Source organism: Sphingobium sp. IP1, assembly GCF_002708645.1.
In the GTDB taxonomy this organism is placed as follows: domain Bacteria; phylum Pseudomonadota; class Alphaproteobacteria; order Sphingomonadales; family Sphingomonadaceae; genus Sphingobium; species Sphingobium yanoikuyae.
The window spans coordinates 1-19,593 of record NZ_NOIW01000098.1 but is presented as its reverse complement, the minus strand read 5'-3'; the positions used below and the strand labels follow the sequence as shown (position 1 = coordinate 19,593).

The 19,593-nt window shown below is 66.4% G+C and carries 14 protein-coding genes; 11 read left to right on the top strand and 3 right to left on the bottom strand.

What is annotated here, in order from left to right; translation table 11 throughout:
• The 3 genes from CG471_RS23680 to CG471_RS23670 form a co-directional block, all read left to right on the top strand.
• The coding region (locus CG471_RS23680; RefSeq protein WP_099233979.1) for an EF-hand domain-containing protein at window positions 1-593 on the top strand (593 nt) is incomplete at its 5' end.
• A 14-nt stretch (window positions 594-607) separates the two neighbouring features.
• The gene (locus CG471_RS23675) at window positions 608-3,349 is read left to right on the top strand and encodes a TonB-dependent receptor (RefSeq protein WP_099233978.1); all 2,742 of its coding nucleotides are present in this window, start codon (window positions 608-610) and stop codon (window positions 3,347-3,349) included.
• A gap of 78 nt (window positions 3,350-3,427) precedes the next feature.
• Complete coding sequence (locus CG471_RS23670) at window positions 3,428-3,964, top strand: hypothetical protein (RefSeq protein ID WP_099233977.1); 537 nt, start codon at window positions 3,428-3,430, stop codon at window positions 3,962-3,964.
• Window positions 3,965-4,032: 68 nt separating this feature from the next.
• On the opposite strand, the gene CG471_RS23665 is transcribed toward CG471_RS23670, so the two are convergent.
• Both CG471_RS23665 and CG471_RS23660 read right to left on the bottom strand, forming a co-directional pair.
• Window positions 4,033-5,199 (bottom strand): pyridoxal phosphate-dependent aminotransferase, encoded by a 1,167-nt coding sequence (locus CG471_RS23665; protein ID WP_004208022.1) that lies wholly within the window; start codon window positions 5,197-5,199, stop codon window positions 4,033-4,035.
• 144 nt (window positions 5,200-5,343) lie between these two features.
• Window positions 5,344-6,501, bottom strand: coding sequence for a pyridoxal phosphate-dependent aminotransferase (locus tag CG471_RS23660; protein WP_099233976.1), 1,158 nt, complete (start codon window positions 6,499-6,501; stop codon window positions 5,344-5,346).
• A gap of 196 nt (window positions 6,502-6,697) precedes the next feature.
• Here CG471_RS23660 and ptsP point away from each other — a divergent pair, with 196 nt between their 5' ends.
• From ptsP to CG471_RS23625, 7 genes are all read left to right on the top strand, one after another.
• Window positions 6,698-8,971 (top strand): phosphoenolpyruvate--protein phosphotransferase, encoded by a 2,274-nt coding sequence (ptsP, locus tag CG471_RS23655; protein WP_004208020.1) that lies wholly within the window; start codon window positions 6,698-6,700, stop codon window positions 8,969-8,971.
• Window positions 8,972-9,045: 74 nt separating this feature from the next.
• Entirely contained in the window at window positions 9,046-9,984 is a 939-nt protein-coding gene (locus tag CG471_RS23650; RefSeq protein ID WP_099233975.1) for a helix-turn-helix domain-containing protein, read from the top strand.
• Window positions 9,985-10,080: 96 nt separating this feature from the next.
• Complete coding sequence (locus CG471_RS23645; protein ID WP_004208018.1) at window positions 10,081-11,022, top strand: hypothetical protein; 942 nt, start codon at window positions 10,081-10,083, stop codon at window positions 11,020-11,022.
• 10 nt (window positions 11,023-11,032) lie between these two features.
• Entirely contained in the window at window positions 11,033-11,980 is a 948-nt protein-coding gene (gene tilS, locus CG471_RS23640; protein WP_004208017.1) for a tRNA lysidine(34) synthetase TilS, read from the top strand.
• Between the two features lie 130 nt (window positions 11,981-12,110).
• Window positions 12,111-12,302 (top strand): hypothetical protein, encoded by a 192-nt coding sequence (locus CG471_RS23635; RefSeq protein WP_017502470.1) that lies wholly within the window; start codon window positions 12,111-12,113, stop codon window positions 12,300-12,302.
• Window positions 12,303-12,402: 100 nt separating this feature from the next.
• Window positions 12,403-14,349: an ATP-dependent zinc metalloprotease FtsH gene (ftsH, locus tag CG471_RS23630; protein ID WP_004208015.1), complete on the top strand. Its 1,947-nt coding sequence runs from the start codon at window positions 12,403-12,405 to the stop codon at window positions 14,347-14,349.
• Between the two features lie 147 nt (window positions 14,350-14,496).
• The gene (locus CG471_RS23625; RefSeq protein ID WP_099233974.1) at window positions 14,497-15,798 is read left to right on the top strand and encodes a hypothetical protein; all 1,302 of its coding nucleotides are present in this window, start codon (window positions 14,497-14,499) and stop codon (window positions 15,796-15,798) included.
• Between the two features lie 16 nt (window positions 15,799-15,814).
• Here the strand turns inward: CG471_RS23625 and CG471_RS23620 are convergent, their stop codons facing one another.
• The gene (locus CG471_RS23620; protein ID WP_099233973.1) at window positions 15,815-17,797 is read right to left on the bottom strand and encodes an oleate hydratase; all 1,983 of its coding nucleotides are present in this window, start codon (window positions 17,795-17,797) and stop codon (window positions 15,815-15,817) included.
• 326 nt (window positions 17,798-18,123) lie between these two features.
• Here CG471_RS23620 and guaB point away from each other — a divergent pair, with 326 nt between their 5' ends.
• Window positions 18,124-19,581 (top strand): IMP dehydrogenase, encoded by a 1,458-nt coding sequence (guaB, locus tag CG471_RS23615; protein WP_010336239.1) that lies wholly within the window; start codon window positions 18,124-18,126, stop codon window positions 19,579-19,581.
• Window positions 19,582-19,593: the final 12 nt, after the last annotated feature.

Below are 19,593 nucleotides of genomic sequence, written 5' to 3'. Positions count from 1 at the left end.
CGCCAAAGCCGCGCGAGATGAAGCCGATCAAGCGCAGCCAGATCGACAGGATCGTGACCGCCATGTTTGCCGAAGCCGACAGCAATCGCGACGGCATCGTGACGATCGACGAATTGCGACTGGTCGTGCAGGCGCGGCGCGAAGCGATCATCCGTACCCGCTTCGAGGCGATCGACAGCAATCATGACGGCACGCTGAGCCTGGCCGAGTTCCAGGCCTGGCAGAGCAGCATGGGATCGGTCGCCTTGTCGGAAACGGGCGCGATGGGCGATCAGGGCGGGCCGGTGGCCGAGGCGATCATGCCCAAGCTGGGCGACGACCCCGAGGACGCGATACTGGGCCGGCTGATCGAACCGCTCAATGCCAGCGCGATCGCCCAGGCCAACAGCAATTATGATGCCGGCGCCTCGCTGGAGGAAGTGCTGGCGTTCGAACATGCCCGCTTCGATGCGGCAGACGCCGATCATGACGGCGTGCTGTCGGCCGAGGAGATGCGCAGCCTGATGCCGCGGCGTGGTCCGGGTGGAGGCCCCGGTGGCCCCGGCGGTCCGGGTGGACCGGGCGGCGCGGGCGGACCGCCGCCGCGCAACTGACGGGATTGATGCCGATGCCTTGCCTATCCTTGTCCTGCCGTCGGGCGGGCAGCGCCCTGCTGCGCGCCGGATGCAGCCTGTTCGCCCTATCGACGCCCGCGGCGGCGCAGACGGTGGCGAGCGATGATATCGTCGTCACCGGGCAGGCGCCGCCGGGGGCGGTGATCGGCGACATTCCCGCGCAGAACCAGCTCAATCGTGCCGACATCGATGCCTATGGCGTCGGCACGGTCAGCGAATTGCTGGACGAGATCGCGTCGCAGACCAGCAGCAACCAGGGGCGCAGCGACGACGGCCCGGTGGTGCTGGTCAATGGCAAGCGGATTTCGGGCGTCAACGAGGTCAGCGACCTGCCGACCGAGGCGATCTTGCGGCTCGACATCCTGCCTGAGGAGGTCGCGCTCAAATATGGCTATGACGCGCAGCGCAAGGTGGTGAACATCATCCTGCATCGCCGCTTCCGATCGCAGGTCGCCAATGCGGGCGGCGGGATCGCGACGGCGGGGCAGGGCGAAAATCTGGCCGGCGATGTCGGCTATACCCGCATTCGCGACAATGACCGGGTGAGCGTGACGGCGCGGGCCAAATCCTCCGCCTCGCTGCTGGAAAGCGAGCGCGACGTGATCGTCGATCCGGAGGCTGCGGGCGATCCGACCGGGCAGGTCAGTGACGACCGCGCCTATCGCACCCTGTCGCCCGCCACCCGCAGCTATATGCTGAACGCCACGGTCGCGCATCAGCTGAGCGAGACGGCGAACCTGTCCTGGAACGGGCGGGCGGATTACAAGACCAGCAAGGCGCTGAATGGCCTGCCCACCGGCAGCCTGACCGACGGCGACGAGACGGTCGACCGCATCCTGTCGCTCGATCCGCTGCATCAGGACACGCGCGCGCTGACGCTGAGCAGCGGCGTCAGCCTGAACATCGACCTGTCGAAGACCTGGCGCCTGTCGGTGATCGGCAGCTACAGCCATAGCGATAGCCGCACCGACAGCGATCGCGGCTATGATCTGGACGATGTGCAGGCGGCGCTGGACGCGGGCGATGTGGCGGCCGATGGCGTGCTGCCCGCGAGCCTGCTGGGGGCCATGGGCACGCAGAAGGCGCGCGCGTTGCAGGACACGGGCAGCGCCAGCCTGCTGGTCAATGGCAAGCTGTTCAAGTTGCCGGCCGGCAATGTCGGCATGAACCTGCGGCTGAGCGGCGACACGAGCAGCCTGCGATCGTCCAGCACGCTGGACGGCGTGATGTCGCAGCGGACCGCGAGCCGCACCAATGGCGGCGCACAGATCAGTTTCGACCTGCCGATCGCCAGCCGGCGCAATGGCTTCCTGCCGGTGCTGGGGACGCTGACCGCAAATATGAACGCGTCGGTGACGCAGGTTTCCGACTATGGCACGCTCGGCACGCTGGGCTATGGCCTCAGCTGGACGCCGCGCACCGGCATCACCATCATCGCGGCGGTCAATAATGACCGGACCGCGCCGACGCTGGACCAGCGCAACAGCCCGACCATCACGACCAGCAATGTGCGCGTCTATGACTATGTGCGCGGGCAGAGCGTGACTGTGACGCAGGTGAGCGGCGGCAATCCGGCGCTGACCGCCGACAATCGCCACCAGTTCAAGCTGGGCGCGACGGTGAAGCCGCTCACCAAGGTCAACCTGACCCTGTCGGCCAATTATGTGAGCAGCGAGACGCGCGACGCGATCATCAGCCTGACCGGCGTGTCTTCCGGGTTGGAGGCGGCCTTCCCCGATCGCTACAGCCGCGACGAGGACGGGATGCTGACGCGGATCGACACACGGTCCGTCAATGTCGCGCGCGAGGAGGTGAAGCAACTGCGCTGGGGCCTCAATTTCACGCAGATATTGCGCAAGCCCAAGCGACCCGAGCCGCCGGCCGGCTTCGTGCCGCCATGGCGGCGGGCGGCGGCGCAGGGCGATGCGCCCTTGCCCGAGGGGCAGGCCGGCCCAGTGCCGACAGGCGAGACCGGTGCTGAAGGCGCGCCGCCGATGCAGGGCGCGAACCAGACCCCGGACGCCGAGAATGACGCGATCCTGGTCGATGGCCACCGGCCCGATGATGCGACACCGATGGGGCCGCCCGGCGGCTTTGGCGGGCCGGATGGCTTTGGTCCGCCGCCTGGGCCCCCGCCCGATGGCATGGGGCCGCCCGATGGTCCGCCGCCCGGCATGGGGCCTGGCGGTCCCGGCGGGCCCGGCGGACGGGGCGGCTTCGGCCCGCCCGGTGGCGGTCCGTTCGGCGGCGGCAGCGATAATGGCGCGCGGCTGCAACTCTCGCTCTATCACAGCATCATGCTGCGCGATGCGGTGCTGCTGAGCGAGGGCGGGCCATGGGTCGACCTGCTGAACGGCGGCACGCTGGGCGGCAGTCCGCAGCCGCGCCACAAGGTGCAGCTGAGCAGCGGTGTGATCGACAATGGCGTCGGCATCCGGCTGGACGGCAACTGGCAGAGCGCGTCGCATGTGACCGGCGACCAGACGGCGTCGGGTGGCGACCTGCGCTTTGGCCAGCTGGTGACGTTCGACCTGCGGCTGTTCGCCAACATGGCCAACCGGTTCCGTGGGCAGGACTGGGCGCGGGGGATGCGGGTGAGCTTCACCGTCGGCAACCTGCTCAACCGGCGGCAGAGCGTGACCGATGGCACGGGCGCGACGCCGGTTGCCTATCAGCCCGCCTATCTCGATCCCGAGGGGCGGACGCTGATGCTGTCGGTGCGGAAGATATTCTGAACGGGAAAGGGGCGGCCGATGACCGGCTGCCCCTTCAACCTGATTGAAAATGCGTCATAAAATGCGCATCTGACGCGGATGAGCAAAATCTCTTTCCTTGCCCGGATAGGGGCGCCGATCGGCGTCTTGCTGGGGTCGCCCGCCGCAGCGCAGGAGGCGCCGGACTTTTTCGGCGCGGCGCTGTGCCAGCCGCCTTACTCGACCGACAGCGCGACCGCCCTGTATGAAGCTGCCGAAAAGGTCGCCAAAGCAGATACATCGATGTTGGCGGCGGCGATCTATACGCTGCCCACGCCGATCGAGCGGGACGGCTTTGTGGCGCGGGCGGTGGTCTTCGCCGGCATGTCGGTCGGCGTGCTGCTGGATGGCGAGGTCGCGGAGGCCGCGGCCGCCCGTTATGGGCTTGCCAGGGAAAAGAGCCGGTTGTTCGGCGCGTCGAGCCTGGGCTTTGCGCGGCAACTGGACGATGCGGCGCAGGACATGCGCGAGATGGGGTTGATTTCCGTCGTTGCGCGGCAGGGGCCTGCCCTGGCCGGGCGGACATTGCTGACCTGCGAGTTCGTGTCGCATGAGGATCGCAAGGCGTTGGACAGTCAGGAAGGCGATGCGCCCTGATATGAAAAGGGGCGCCCGGTGTCCGGACGCCCCTCCTTCGTGACGGCTTTGCTATGGGATGCCGTGGCTCAGGCCTTGTAGACCTTGTCCACAGCCGCACAGAATTTCGTCATGTCTTCGGCCGAACCGACGGTGACGCGCGAGACATTGGGCCAGATCGGCCAGTTGCGGCCGATCTGCACCTTTTCCGGCGAGGCGAGCAGGGCGGCCTGCATTTCCTTGGCCGGCTTCTTCCAGTTGACCATGAACATGTTGGCTTCGCTGCCCGGCTGGACTTCGATGCCCTTCTTGGTGAGCCAGGCGATGGTCTGGTCGCGGGCGGCGATCATCTCGTCGCGGCGTGCCTTGATGAGCGCGGCTTCGGGATAGACGGCGTTGCCGCAGGCCATGGCGGTGATCGACAGGCCGCCGGCCGACGGACCGAACAGCATCAGGCGCTTCTGCACTTCGGGATCGGCGAAGGTGAGGCCGAGGCGGATGCCGGCCATGCCGAACAGCTTCGAGAAGGTCCGCATGACGATGATGTCCTTGCGGTTGCCGATCAGCGAAGCGGCGCTGGGCGCGTCCGAGAAGTGGATATAGGCTTCGTCGACCAGCAGCATGGCATCGGCCGGCTTGTTGTCGAGCAGCCACTTGATGTCGGCGATCGGCGTGATCGTGCCGGTCGGGTTGTTGGGGGTGCAGATATAATAGAGGCCGGCGTTCGGGTTGGCGGCCAGCATGGCCTTCACGTCATGGCCCTTGCCGACGGCCTGGGGCGCCTTGGCGATCGGCGCCTTGAGGTAATCGGCGGTGCGCCAGGCGGATTCGAAGGTCGGGTCGGCGGTCACCAGGCCCTTGGTCGGCGAGCAATAGGCCGCGACGGTCGAGACCAGCGGGCCGCCCGAGCCGGGCCACAGCATCACCTGGGCTTCGGGAATGCCCTCCACCTTGGCGATGGTCGAGACCAGGTCGCCGCGATAATTGTCGGGATCATACCAGTTGCCGACGGCGCCGGCTTTGGCGATGGCGTCGACGCCCGAGGGGAAGGGGCCGGTCCAGCATTCGTTCGAGCCGATGCGCACCGCGCCCTTGATGCCGCGGGCGGCCTGCTGCTGCGCGAAGGCGGGCGCGGCCAGCATTTCGTGCATCGCGGCGCCGGCGCCGATCAGGGCGGCAACCTTGGCAAGCTGGCGGCGCGAATAGCCGCGCTCGATCAGGTCTTCCCGCGCTTCCTTGTCCAACATCATGGTCATGCCGATTGTCCCCTTGTTTTCCTGCGAAATGCCTTGGATTTCGTCTGGAGAAACGAAGGCGGAAACAATTTCCGCAATGCAAAAGGGGCTGCGGCACGCTTTATTTTGCGCGCCGCAGCCCCTTTTTCGCAAGGTCAGGTCAGATCAGGCTTTCCAGACCGCTTCCACGGCCTTGCAGAAGGCGTCCATCTCGCTGGCCGAGCCGACCGAGATGCGCGAGACATTGGGCCAGATCGGCCAGTTGCGGCCGATCTGCACCTTCTGCGTCAGCAGGGCGGCCTGCATGTCCTTGGCGGGCTTGCCCCAGTCGACCATGAACATGTTCGCCATGCTGCCCGGCAGCACCTTGATCCCCTTCTTGGTCAGATGGGCGATCGCCTTGTCACGGTTGGCCGCCATTTCGGCCTGGCGCGCCTTGATGAGATCGGCCTGGGCGACCGAGACGGTGCCGCAGGCAACGGCCGTCATCGGCAGCATGGCGGTGACCTGGCCACCGTCATAGCGCATCATCTTTTCCATCAGCGAGGGCGCGGCGAAGGTGAGGCCGAGGCGCATGCCGGCCATGCCGAACAGCTTCGAGAAGGTGCGCAGCACCAGCACGTCGTCGCGGGTGGCGGCGAGCTTGGCGGCGCGCGGCGTGTCGGTCCAGTGGATATAGGCTTCGTCGACCACCAGCACCGAATCCTTGGGCTTGTTGGCGGCCAGCCATTCGATGTCGCCGATCGGCGTGATCGTGCCGGTCGGGTTGTTGGGCGAGCAGATATAATAGACGCCGGCATTGGGATCGGCCGCCAGCATCGCCTTCACGTCATGGGCATTGTCCTTGGTCAGCGGCACCTTCGTCACCTTGGCGCCGAGCCAGGCGCCGGTGCGCCAGATCGCTTCATAGGTCGGGTCGGCGGTGACGATGCCCTTGGTCGGCGAGGCGAAGGCGACGGCGACGCGGCTCAGCGGATCGGACGAGCCGGGCCAGGCGACGATGCGGTCGGCCGGAATGCCCTCCACCTGCGCGACGGCGGCGAACAGCTTTTCATGCTCATTGTCGGGTTCGTAGCGATTGCCTTCGGTCACCAGCTTGAAGGCGGCTTCGGCGGCGACCGGGAAGGGGCCGGTCCAGCATTCGTTGGCGCCGATGCGGACCGCGCCCTCGACCGGCTTGGCGGCCTGCTGGGCGGCGGCACCGACGGTGCGCATCGCGACGGCGCCGGCGCCGAGCAGCGCGGTCACCTTGGCCAGCTGGCGGCGCGAATAGCCGCGGTCCAGAAGCTCCTGTTCAAACTCCGTTGGCGTGGTCGTTTCCATGATCCCTGACTCCCAGACATGCTTGATGCTGCCTTTGTGGCGTTAGACGAATGTACAGCATGTATCCGCCACGCAAATGAGGAAGATGACCTAGCTTATCAGCGATGCGCAACAATCGTGCTTTTCTGCGGTGTTCATCAACATATCGCGAGGAAAGCGCTTGGAAAGAAAGCCATCCATCTGTTAGCGATTTGCCATGCCCAGTACGCCCGCCGCCGCCGCCCGCCAGATCCTCGTCCGCCTTCAGGAGGTGATGGCGGCGCGCACCAGCGCGCAGGCCAAGCTGAACAAGGTGGTGGAGATCATCGGCGAATCGCTGTCGAGCGAGGTCTGCTCCATCTATCTGGTGCGCGAGGGCGTGCTGGAACTGTTCGCGACCCGCGGCCTGAAGCAGGAGGCGGTGCATGTCACCCGCATGGCCAAGGGCGAGGGGCTGGTCGGCCTGATCGCCACCAATGTCGAGCCGCTGAACCTGGACGAGGCCGCCGCCCATCCCGACTTTTCCTATCGCCCGGAAACCGGCGAGGAACTGTTCCACAGCTTTGCCGGCGTGCCGATCGTGCGGCGCGAGCGCGCGCTGGGCGTGTTGTGCGTGCAGCATGTCGAACCGCGCAAATATGAAGAGGTCGAGATCGAGGCGCTGCAGACGGTCGCCATGGTGCTGTCCGAGCTGATCGCCAATGCCGAACTGGCCGATGACGGCCCGACCGATGCGCGGGTGCAGGAAACCGGATCGAACATCATGACCGGCCTGCAACTGGTGATGGGCATGGCGCGGGGCCATGTCGTCTTCCACCAGCCGCGCGTCCATATCGAGCATACCGTCGCCGAGGATACGGAGGCGGAACGGCAGCGGGTCATTTCCGCCTTTGCCAAGATGCGCGAACAGATCGACCGGATGACCGGCACGGCCGATTTCGGGACCGAGGGCGAGCATCAGGAGGTGCTCGAAACCTACAAGATGTTCGCCTATGACGAAGGCTGGATCCGCCGCATCAACGAGGCGATCGACAGCGGCCTGACCGCCGAAGCGGCAATCGAGCGAGTGCAGCAGCGCACCCGGATGCGGATGCGCCAGATTGACGATCCGTTGCTGCAGGACCGGATGCACGATCTGGAGGACATGGCCAACCGGCTGTTGCGCATCGTGTCCGGGCAATTGGGCACCGCCGCCCAGCTGGGGCTGCGGCAGGACGCCATCCTGATCGCGCGCAACCTGGGGCCGGCGGAGCTGCTGGAATATGACCGGCGGCGGCTGAAGGGCGTGATCTTGGAGGAAGGGTCGCTGACCGCCCATGTCACCATCGTCGCCCGCGCCATGGGCGTGCCGGTGCTGGGCCGGGTGCGCGACATTCGCCACCGGGTCAATGAAGGCGACCTGATCCTGATGGATGTCGCCGAAAATGCGCTGCTGATCCGGCCGACGCCCGACATGGAGGAGGCGTTCGAGACCAAGCTGCACATCACCCAGAAGCGGCGGGCGGAATTTGCCGCGCTGCGCGACCTGCCGTCGGTGACGCAGGATGGGGCGCGGATCGAGCTGATGGTCAATGCCGGCCTGCGCGAGGATGCGCAGGCACTGGACATGGTCGGCGCCGACGGCATCGGCCTGTTCCGCACCGAGTTCCAGTTCCTGGTGTCGGCGACGCTGCCGCAGCGCGAGAAGCAGCAGCGGCTCTACAAGGATGTGCTGGACGCGGCCGGCGACCGGCCGGTCATCTTCCGCACTGTCGATATCGGCGGCGACAAGGCGTTGCCCTATATGACGCGCGAGGATGACGAGCATGAGGATAATCCGGCGATGGGCTGGCGCGCGATCCGGCTGGCGCTGGACCGCGACGGCCTGATGAAGGCGCAGGCGCGCGCATTGCTGGAGGCGAGCGCGGGCAAGGTGCTGAACATCATGTTCCCGATGGTGTCGGAACCCTGGGAGTTCGAAGAGGCGCGCACGCTGGTCGAGCATCAGCGGCAATGGCTGATCGGGCAGAAGAAGAAGCTGCCGGTGGCTGTGCGCTATGGCGCGATGCTGGAGGTGCCGGCGCTGGCCGAGGTGCTGGACCTGCTGCTGCCGCAGCTCGATTTCCTATCGATCGGCACCAACGACCTGACCCAGTTCCTGTTCGCCGCCGACCGTGCCCATCCCAAGCTGGCGGAGCGCTATGACTGGCTGAGCCTGGCGATCCTGCGGTTCCTGGATCGGGTGGTGCGGATCTGCGAGATCTACAAGGTGCCGGTCGGCGTCTGTGGCGAAATGGGCGGACGCACGCTGGAGGCGATGGCGCTGATTGGCCTGGGTGTGCGGCGACTGTCGATCACGCCGGCGTCGGTCGGGCCGGTCAAGGCGATGATCCGGGCGATCGACGCGGCCGAATTGCAGGCGTTGATGCGCGATCTGCTGGACAGCGGGGCAAGTGATCTGCGCGCGCAACTGACCAGCTGGGCCGAGCAGCGGAACATCGAGCTGGCCTGAAAAGACACCGCCCCGGCGTTGACAAGCGCCGTCCCGCAATGAGACAAGGCCGCCAATCAAGGTCGCGGAGCAGCATGGCAGACGAACCCGAATTCGAACCCGTCGCGGACGACGCGACGGCAGCGCATCCCAGCACCCCCGGCGCCAAGTTGCGCGCCGCGCGCGAGGCGCAGGGGCTGTCGGTGCAGGATATCGCCACCCGGACCCGCATCGCCCAGCGTCAGCTGGAGGCGATCGAGCGGGATGATTATGGCGCCTTGCCGGGCATTCCCTATGCGGTGGGTTTCGCCCGCGCCTATGCCCGCGCGATCGACCTGGACGAGGTGGCGATCGCCGCCGACGTGCGCAATGCCGTGCATAATTCCGACATGGGGGCGACCCGCTACGAAGCGTTCGAGCCGGCCGATCCGGCGCGGGTGCCGTCGCGCACCTTGGCCTGGACCGCGGCGGTGATCGGCATCATCGTGATTGCCGGCTTCACCATCTGGCGCACCCAGTTGCTGACCCCGCCGACCGGCGAGGAAATCGCCGAGCAGCAGGCAGAAAAGCCCGCCGCCGCGCCCAAGGCCGGCGTGCAGGCGCCGATTGCGGCGCCCGTCACCGGACCGGTGGTGTTCACCGCCAATGACGATGTGTGGATGCGCATCGTCGACGAGGCGGGCGAGCGGCTGAAGGACGGGCTGCTGAAGAAGGGCGAGAGCTTCACCCTGCCGGCCGGCGCGCGCAATCCGACGATCCTGACCGGTCGCCCGCAGGCGCTGGACGTGACCGTGGGTGGCAAGGCGGTCCCGCCGCTGGGCGCGGCCGATCGCACCATCGCCGACGTTCCGGTCAGTGCCGAGGCGCTGCTGGCACGGGCGGCTGCACCGGCAGGGGCTCCGGCGGGCGCTCCGGCACCGGCGGGCCAGCCGCCGCGCGCGCCGACGACGCCCGCAGGCGGGCAGGGGAGCGTGCCGACGCCGGCTTCGTCCCCGACGCCGACCGCCGCGCCGCAGCCCAGCGCGGGCAACTGACCCGTCCCATAGCCGGACAGGCACGAGGGGGCCGCGCTTTATTGCGTGGCGCGTCCGCCTATGGTTAAAGGCGGAAAGATTTAGTCGGGGATCATCATGCGTTACGCCTTTCTCGCCACCACCGCCATCGCGCTGGCGGCCCCGCTGCTGTCGGCCGTGCCGGCCGCTGCCCAGCAGAATCCCACGGTCGAACTGCGGGTCGACCGGCTGGAAAAGGAAATGCGGGCGGTGCAGCGCAAGGTGTTCCCGGCCGGCACGCCGGTAGAGGCGGAAATCACCCGTCCCCAGACGCCGACCATCGCGCCGGGCAGCCCGACGTCGAGCCCGGTTGCCGACCTGACCGCGCGGGTGGGGGCGCTGGAATCGCAGCTCGCATCGATCACCGGCCAGGTCGAGGAAAACAGCTACAAGCTCAAGCAACTGGAAGAGGCGTTCAACCGCTACAAGGCGGAAGCCGAAGCGCGGGCGGCAACGCCGGTTGAGGCCGGTCCGCCGGTGATGCGTCCGACGGTCGCGACCGATGCGCCCGCGCCCAAGCCGGCTGCCGCCAAGCCGACGACCCCGCCCGCAAAGTCCGCCGCCGCGCCGGTGGCCAGCGATGCGCGCAAGACGGCAGTGGCGGCGATCGAGAAGCCGGATACCGGCGATGCGGCGGGCGATGCCTATAGCTATGGCTTCCGCCTGTGGGACGCGAAATTCTATCCCGAGGCGCAGGCGCAGCTCAAGGCGACGGTCGACAAATATGGCGACGGGTCGGTCGGCAGCCGCGCCGCCAACCTGCTGGGCCGGGCCTATCTGGACGATGGCAAGCCGGCGCTGGCGTCGGTCGCCTTCTACGAAAATTACCAGAAGCGCCCGCGTGGCGAGCGCGCGCCCGACAGTCTGGCCTATCTGGGCGAGGCGCTGATCCAGCTCAAGAAGCCTGCGGATGCCTGCAAGGTCTATGCGGAGCTGGAACAGGTCTATGGTTCGACCCTGTCGAGCGGCCTGCGCGGCATGATGGACAAGGGCCGGACCAAGGCCAAGTGCAGCGTGTGAGCCGATAGACGTGCCGGAGCTGGCACCTTCCCATCGCCCCGATGCGCTGCGGCTGGCCGTGCGCGCGCTGGTGGACGGGGAGGAGACGGCCCGGTTCGGCATTGCGGTGTCGGGCGGGCCGGACAGCATGGCGCTGCTGGACCTGGCGGTGCAGGCCTGGCCCGGCCGGGTGGCGGCAGCGACGCTGGATCATGGATTGCGGGCTGAATCCGCGGCCGAGGCGGCGATGGTCGCGCGCTGGTGCGCGGAGCGGCGCGTGCCCCATGCGACGCTGGCGCCGGAGACGGAAGTGTCCGGCAATATCCAGGATTGGGCGCGGCGGCAGCGTTATGCCCAGCTGGAGGCGTGGCGGGCCGGCGCCGGGCTGGACTGGATATTGACCGCCCATCATGCTGACGACCAGCTGGAAACCCTGTTGATGCGGCTCAACCGGGGGTCGGGAGTCGGCGGCCTGGCCGGGGTGCGGGCGCGGGCCGGCCGGGTGCTGCGGCCGTTGCTGACGGTGCGCAAGGCGCAGTTGCAGGCCCATGCCGACCAGGCCGGGCTGCCCTATGTGCTGGACCCGTCCAATGCCGATCCGCGCTTCGACCGGGCGGCGCTGCGCAAGCGGCTGGATGGCGTCGACTGGATCGATGCCGAGGCGGCGGCGCGCAGCGCGGCGGCGCTGGCGGAGGCGGAGGCGGCGCTGCAATGGACGGTGGCGGGGCTGGCGGCCACGCATATCCATCCGTCGACCGACGCCTGGGTGCTGGACCGCACCGACCTGCCGCGCGAGCTTTTGCGCCGGCTGCTGATCGAGATGCTCTGTTCCGCCGACCCGGAGATCGTGCTGCCGCGCGGCGAGGCGCTGGACCGGGCGATTGCCGCGGCGCGGGCGGGGCGGCAGGCGAGTCTGGGCGACTGGCTGCTGCGCGGTGGCGCGGTCTGGACCCTGTCACCGGCACCCCCGCGACGCTGAGATTTTCGGAAAAGTTCCACCGTCCGACGCAAGGTGCCAACGGCCGGTCGCTTTTGGGCGGCATGCTGACCGGTTCTTAACCCATGGGCCGTTAACCACATGGCGTGACCAATAGCGGGATTTGTTCGGAATGATGGAATTTGCGGCGCTGACCTATGGCTTGCTGGTCAGCGTGATCCTCTCGGCCGTGAAGCGGAACCGGAAGCTGAACAAGGCGCATCCGCCGCTGCTTCTCTACATGGGCTATCTGCTGTGCGGCCTGTCCGCCGGCCTGGCGCTGGTGCTGGCCTATGTCGCGCTGTTCCAGCTGACCGGGAACTGACCATCTGACAATCGACAGGGCCGGAAATCGGCAGCGGACGGCGCGTCCAGCTTGCGCTTTGCCGGCCACACCCTATCTTGCGGGGTGAAAGAGAGTGATGATGAACGACGAAAAAGACCCACAGGGTAATCCCTGGATCAAGAGTGCGATGATTTGGGCAGGGGTCATCATCGCCCTGCTCCTGTTCGTTTCGCTGTTCGAGCGCCCGACCACCCAGGCCGGTAGCGCCATCGCCTATTCGGAATTCCGCGCCAAGGTGCAGGAAGGCCAGGTCAAGGATGTGGCGATCGCGCCCGACCGGATCACCGGCACCCTGTCGAGTGGCCAGGGTTTCAGCACGGTCCCGGTCAATGATCCCAAGCTGACCGACCTGCTGGACGATTATAACGTCAAATATTCGGGCCAGGCCGAACAGCAGCCCAGCTTCTGGCAGATCATGCTCTATCAGTCGCTGCCGTTCCTGCTGATCCTGGGCATCGCCTTCTTCGTGCTGCGCCAGATGCAGAAGGGCGGCGGCGCCGGTGGCGCGATGGGCTTTGGCAAGTCCAAGGCCAAGCTGCTGACCGAAAAGCATGGCAAGGTGACGTTCGATGACGTCGCCGGCATCGACGAAGCCCGTGAGGAACTGCAGGAAATCGTCGAGTTCCTGAAGGATCCGAGCAAGTTCGCACGTCTTGGCGGCAAGATCCCCAAGGGCGCGCTGCTGGTCGGTTCGCCCGGCACCGGCAAGACGCTGCTGGCCCGCGCGATTGCGGGTGAAGCGGGCGTGCCCTTCTTCACCATTTCGGGTTCGGACTTTGTCGAGATGTTCGTCGGCGTCGGCGCGAGCCGCGTGCGCGACATGTTCGAACAGGCCAAGAAGAACGCGCCGTGCATCGTCTTCATCGACGAAATCGACGCGGTCGGCCGCCATCGCGGCGCGGGCCTGGGCAATGGCAATGACGAGCGCGAGCAGACGCTGAACCAGCTGCTGGTCGAGATGGACGGCTTCGAGGCGAATGAGGGCATCATCATCGTCGCGGCGACCAACCGCCCCGACGTGCTGGACCCTGCGCTGCTGCGTCCAGGCCGCTTCGACCGTCAGGTCGTCGTGCCCCGTCCCGACATCGAGGGCCGCGAGAAGATTCTGGCCGTCCATATGAAGAAGGTGCCGCTGGCACCCGACGTCAATCCGCGCACCATCGCGCGCGGCACGCCGGGCTTCTCGGGCGCTGACCTTGCCAACCTGGTCAACGAAGCCGCCCTGATGGCGGCCCGTCGCGGCAAGCGTCTGGTCGCCATGGACGAGTTCGAGGCGGCCAAGGACAAGGTCATGATGGGTAGCGAGCGTCGCTCGATGGTCATGACCGACGACGAGAAGAAGATGACCGCCTATCATGAGGCGGGCCATGCCATCGTCGCAGTCCATGAGCCGGCCTCCGACCCGATCCACAAGGCAACGATCATCCCGCGCGGCCGTGCGCTGGGCATGGTGATGCGCCTGCCGGAACGGGACAGCTACAGCTATCATCGCGACAAGATGCACGCGAACATGGCCGTGGCCATGGGCGGCCGCGTCGCCGAGGAAATCATCTTCGGCTATGACAAGGTGTCGTCGGGTGCGTCGGGCGATATCCAGTACGCCACCAAGCTGGCGCGCGACATGGTCACCCAGTGGGGCATGTCGGACAAGCTGGGCCCGCTGCAATATGAAGAGCAGCAGGGCGAGACCTTCCTTGGCTATTCGCAGAGCCAGCGCGTCCATATGTCGGACGAGACGGCGAAGCTGATCGACAAGGAAATCCGTGGTCTGGTGGAGCAGGGCTATGCCCGTGCGCAGGAATTGCTGAAGGGCCATGAGGACCAACTGCACCTGCTGGCCAACGCGATGCTGGAATATGAGACGCTCTCCGGCGAGGAGATCAAGGCGCTGCTGGAAAAGGGCGAGATCACCCGCGACGACGGCACCACGATCAAGCCTTCGGTGATCCCGGCGGCGGGGTCGTCCATCCCCAAGACGCGCAAGCGCAAGGGTCCGTTCGGCGATCCGACCCCCGCTGGCGCCTGATCCAGCGATTGAGGCAGATGAGAAGGCTCGGCAGATTTGCCGGGCCTTCTTTTTTGTCGGTGGCTGGCAGCACTGCTGAAGGCGGGCTTTACCTTAATCTTAAGGCGTCTCTGGCAGGCATGGACCAGTCTTTGATGATGGCAGGCCATGACCACCAAGAACATGCCTTTTCCCGTGCAGGCGCATGCGCCGACATTGCGGCCCGGCCTCGTGCTCGGGGCCTGCCTGCTGCTGTTCATGGTTGCGGCGTCGCTGTCGGCGCTGCGCGTCAATGTGACGCAGGGGTTCGATGAACTTGCCCATCTATCCTATGTGGCCGAGATCCAGGACGCCAATGGCGCTGCGGTCCCGCTTGAACGGTTGCGGCTGCTCGATCCTGCGACGATGCAATGGACCGACAATGATAATTATCTGAACCATCCCGCGCCCTATTATCAGCTGATGGCAGCGATGGCGCCGCGCCTGACTGGCGCCGGGCCGGGGGCCGTCATCATATTGCATTTCGCCAATGTCGCGATCGTCGGGATCGGCCTGCTGCTGATGCTGGGATGTGGGCGGGGTCTGGTGCGGGCGGACGCGGAATGGATCGCGCTGGCGCTGAACCTGTGCTGCGTCCGATTGCTGATCGAACTGGCCGGGGCGGTCAACAACGACAATCTGGCCTTTCTGGGCAGTGGCGCCTTGCTGTTCGGACTGGGCCGCTATCTGCGGCGTGGTGCCCTGGGCGACCTGCTGCTGGCGTGCATCGGCCTGATCGTGGCGAGCCTGGCCAAGCTGACGGGATTGATGCTGTGTGGGGGCACATTGGCCGCGCTGCTGATGCTGCTGGTTTGGACGGGGAAGCGAATGCCGCTTCTGCATCTTGGCGTGGTCCTGCTGGCGTTCGCGGTTGCTGCCTGGCCGTTTGTCGCCTTCTGGCTGGCCTATGGAAGCCCCGCACCCGACACATTCGCGCAGCAAAGCCTGTTGCGGGATGGGGCGGCCGCTGCCGGCTGGGCCGGGCAGGCGCGGATGGGCTTTCCGGCCTATGTCATGATGTTCCTGACATCCTTCGTGGAGGGGTGGATGCCGGTGCTGAGCGAAAGAACGGGGCTGCAATGGGGGGCGCTTGCCATTCCGGCCTGCATGCTGATCCTGGCGATGGACGGGATAAGGCGCGCGGGCGTGGCGGTGCTCGTGCAGCGTCGTCGAGATCCGCTGGCGATGCTGATCCTGGCGGGCGGCGCGGCCGCAGCCGGCGTGATGCTGGTCCATATCCTGTTCAGCTATCAACGGCATCTGGCGACGGGATGGATGATGGACGCCTATCCCCGCTATTATCTGCCGCTGCTGCCGATCGTTCCGCTGGCGGCGCTATATGCCATCCGATCGCTGCCCGACGCGCGGCATAGGCGCCTGGCACGCGGGCTGATGGCAGGGGCGCCGCTGCTCTTTGCGCTGATCGGCTGAGCCGCGTCGGGCGCGGTCAGTCGGCCCGGCGTTGCAGCGCATCGCGGAAGCCGCTGAGCCAGGTGCCGACCCGCTGGATGGCGTCGCCGCCCTTGCCGAGCAGGCCGCGCAATTCCTCCTCCGCCCGGTCAAGCGGCGCGCCGTCGGGGGCGGGCGGCAGGATATGGGCGAAATAGGTGCGGTCGAGCAGGCGACGCAGCAGCCGCTCGCCGATGAAGGGCTCGCCATTGTTGAGCGCGCGGGCGGCTTTCAGCAGGTTGCGGATATCATATTGGGTCGGGCTGAGGTCCGGCACGGCCTTGGGGATATCGAGCAGCGTGTAGACCGCAACCCGCGCGGTGCGGACCGAGCTTTCCATGGTGAAAACCACGTCATTGTTGGTTTCCACGAACTGGCCGAGCAGGCCGAGATTGGTGCAGCCCTCTGGCACGATGCGGGGACGGTCGCCAGCGGCGCGCGGCATGAATTCGGCGGTGATATAGGGCATCAGCGCCAGCCGCACCTTGGTGTTGGCGGCGACCGCGTCGATCTGGTCTGCGATGCCCAGATGATAGCAGAGTTCGGCCAATATCTCGCGCCCGGTGCAGGCCGGCATCGGCTTCTTCACATGATTGCCATCCTTGTCCATCAGCAGGGCATAGACCCACAGCACCAGCACATCGCCGGGCTGGTCGGGGAAATGGGGTTGGCGGTTGCAGGTGAAGCTCATCACCCAATTGCTGTCGGTGAAGGTGATGACCCCGCCGGTGACGGTGCGGCCCGAATAGGGATCATTGACGGACAATTGCTTCAGGCGATCGACCAAAGGTGACGGCTTGCAGGTGAGCGTCGCCGAATCCCAGGTGGAACGGTCCGCGTCGCCATAGAATTTTTCGGGCCGGCCGAAGACCGGCGACTGGGCGGCGAGATTCTTCCACAGCGTCCAGTCGCTGTCGGGGCCGGGATCAGCCTTGCCCCGTTCCAGCACCGGCGCATGGTCCATGTCGCCATAGGCCGTCCCCTCGGTGATCGATCCGGTGAGGGCGAAGACCAGATCGCGGGGGCCGATGGCGATGCTGTCTTCCCGGCCGTCGATGCGGCAGAGGAGGTCGGTGACGGTGCGCCGGTCGCCCGCCAGGCGCATGCGCATGTCGCGCACCTGGGTGTCGAAGCGGATCTGCACGCCCTTGTCGCGCAAGAGCTTGCTGAGCGGGCGGACGAAGCTGTCAAACTGGTTATATTTGGGGAAGACCAGCGCCGACATGTCGTGCAGCCCGTCGAGCGCATCGAGGAAGCGGTGCATGTAGAGCTTCATTTCCAGCAGGCTCTGCCAGTTCTGGAAGGCGAACATGGAGCGCCAGAGGAACCAGAAATTGCTCTGGAGAAAGCCCTTGGAGAAATAATCCTCGATCGTCAGGTCATCCAGATCCTCCTTGCGCTTGAGCAGCAGGCGAATGAGTTCCCATTGCTGGGCACGGGTGAGGCCGAGGGTCGAGAAGTCGCGTATCTCGCCCTGCCGGTGCATCAGCCGGGCCTTCGACCAGTTGGGGTCATTGTCGTTGACCATCCGATATTCGTCGAGGACGCTGAACCCTTCGGGCAGTTCGAGCGCGGGCACGTCCTGGAACATGTCCCACAGATTGTCGTAGTTCCAGTTCATCTCGCGCCCGCCGCGGATGATATAGCCGTCCTGCGCATTGCCCGCGCCATCGAGCGAGCCGCCCTCTATATCGAGATTTTCGAGGATCATGATGTTGGCCGGCGGCATATGCGCGTCGCGGATCAGATAATAAGCGGCGGCAAGGCCGGCGATGCCACCGCCGATGATATAGGCCTTGCGCGTGTCGATGCCGTCCGTGGGCAGGGGGCGATTGCGCTGATAGGCGGCCACCATGTCGGGCGGGGGAAGCGTGTTGGCGGCGCTGTTTTCCCAGAAGGCACCGGCTGCATCGGGTTCGTGGACGAATCCGTCGGGGGCGGTGCGGGGAATGTCGAAACCCGGTATCGGCGATTGGGGCATATCTGCCGTCTCCTTCGCTTGGATCGCGGAACGATCGCAGGGGAAAGCCTTGGTCGGGGTCGGTCTAGCAGCCGGTGGACGGCGTGGGCATTGCGTAAATACCCTGAGACAGGGCAGAAAATCCCATGTGGCTGGCAAGGGGAGCATATTGCGCCTGGCCGCGTTCGGGCCGTTGGACCGGCGGCTGCAGGATGCCGCGCAGGTGCCGCAATAAAATGACGCCGGGGTCTGGCCGTTTTGCGGGTTAATGGTTACATGGGCCGCCACGAATCCCCAGCGGTCCGGTTCCCCTCCGCCCGACCCGCGCAGCAGAAAGTGGCTTTCACATGGACATCCGCCTTGGCCTCACCTTTGACGACGTGCTGTTGCAGCCCGCCGAATCCGATGTGCTGCCCAGCCAGGCGGACACGTCCACCCATGTGACCAAGGCGATCAAGCTGAACATCCCGATCCTGTCGTCGGCGATGGATACGGTGACCGAGGCCGACATGGCGATCGTCATGGCGCAGCTGGGCGGCATCGGCGTGCTGCACCGTAACCTGACGGTCGAGGAGCAGGCCGATGCGGTCCGCGCGGTCAAGCGCTTCGAAAGCGGCATGGTCGTCAATCCCATCACCATCCTGCCGACCGCCACGCTGGCCGACGCGCAGATGCTGATGCAGCGCCACAGGATCAGCGGCATTCCGGTCGTCGAGGCGAACGGCAAGCTGGTCGGCATCCTGACCCATCGCGATACCCGCTTTGCCGAGAATCCCGGCCAGCCGGTCAGCGAGCTGATGACCAAGGACAATCTGGCGACGGTCAAGGCCGGCGTCGGCCAGGATGAGGCGATGCGCCTGCTGCATGCCCGCCGGATCGAGAAGCTGCTGGTGGTGGACGATAATTATCACTGCGTGGGCCTGATCACCGTCAAGGATATCGAGAAGGCCGTCACCTATCCGCAGGCGACCAAGGATGCGTCGGGCCGGCTGCGCGTCGCCGCCGCATCGACCGTGGGCGACAAGGGGCTGGAGCGCAGCAAGGCGCTGATCGACGCGGAATGCGATCTGATCGTCATCGACACCGCCCACGGCCATAGCAAGCAGGTCGCGGTCGCGGTGGAAGCGGTCAAGAAGCTGTCCAACCATGTCCAGGTCGTGGCCGGCAATGTCGCCACCGCCGAAGCGACCAAGGCGCTGATCGACGCCGGCGCGGACTGCGTGAAGGTCGGCATCGGCCCCGGCTCCATCTGCACCACCCGCGTCGTCGCCGGCGTGGGCGTGCCGCAGCTGACCGCTGTCATGGATTCGGCCAATGAAGCGCACAAGCATGGCGTGCCGGTGATCGCCGATGGTGGCCTGCGCACGTCAGGCGACGTCGCCAAGGCGCTGGCGGCGGGCGCGGGCTGCGTCATGGTCGGGTCGCTGCTGGCCGGCACGGCCGAAGCGCCGGGCGAAACCTTCCTGTATCAGGGCCGCGCCTATAAGAGCTATCGCGGCATGGGCAGCGTCGGCGCGATGGCGCGCGGCAGCGCCGACCGCTATTTCCAGGCCGACATCAAGGACCAGATGAAGCTGGTGCCCGAGGGTATCGAAGGCCAGGTGCCGTTCAAGGGGCCGGCCAAGGATGTCATCCATCAGCTGGTCGGCGGCGTGAAGGCGGCGATGGGCTATACCGGCAGCCGCACCATCAAGGATCTGCAGGAGCGTGCCCGCTTCGTCCAGATCACCAATGCCGGCCTGTCGGAAAGCCATGTCCACGACGTGACGATCACGCGTGAGGCCCCCAACTATCCGACGCGCTAACCCATTTCATTC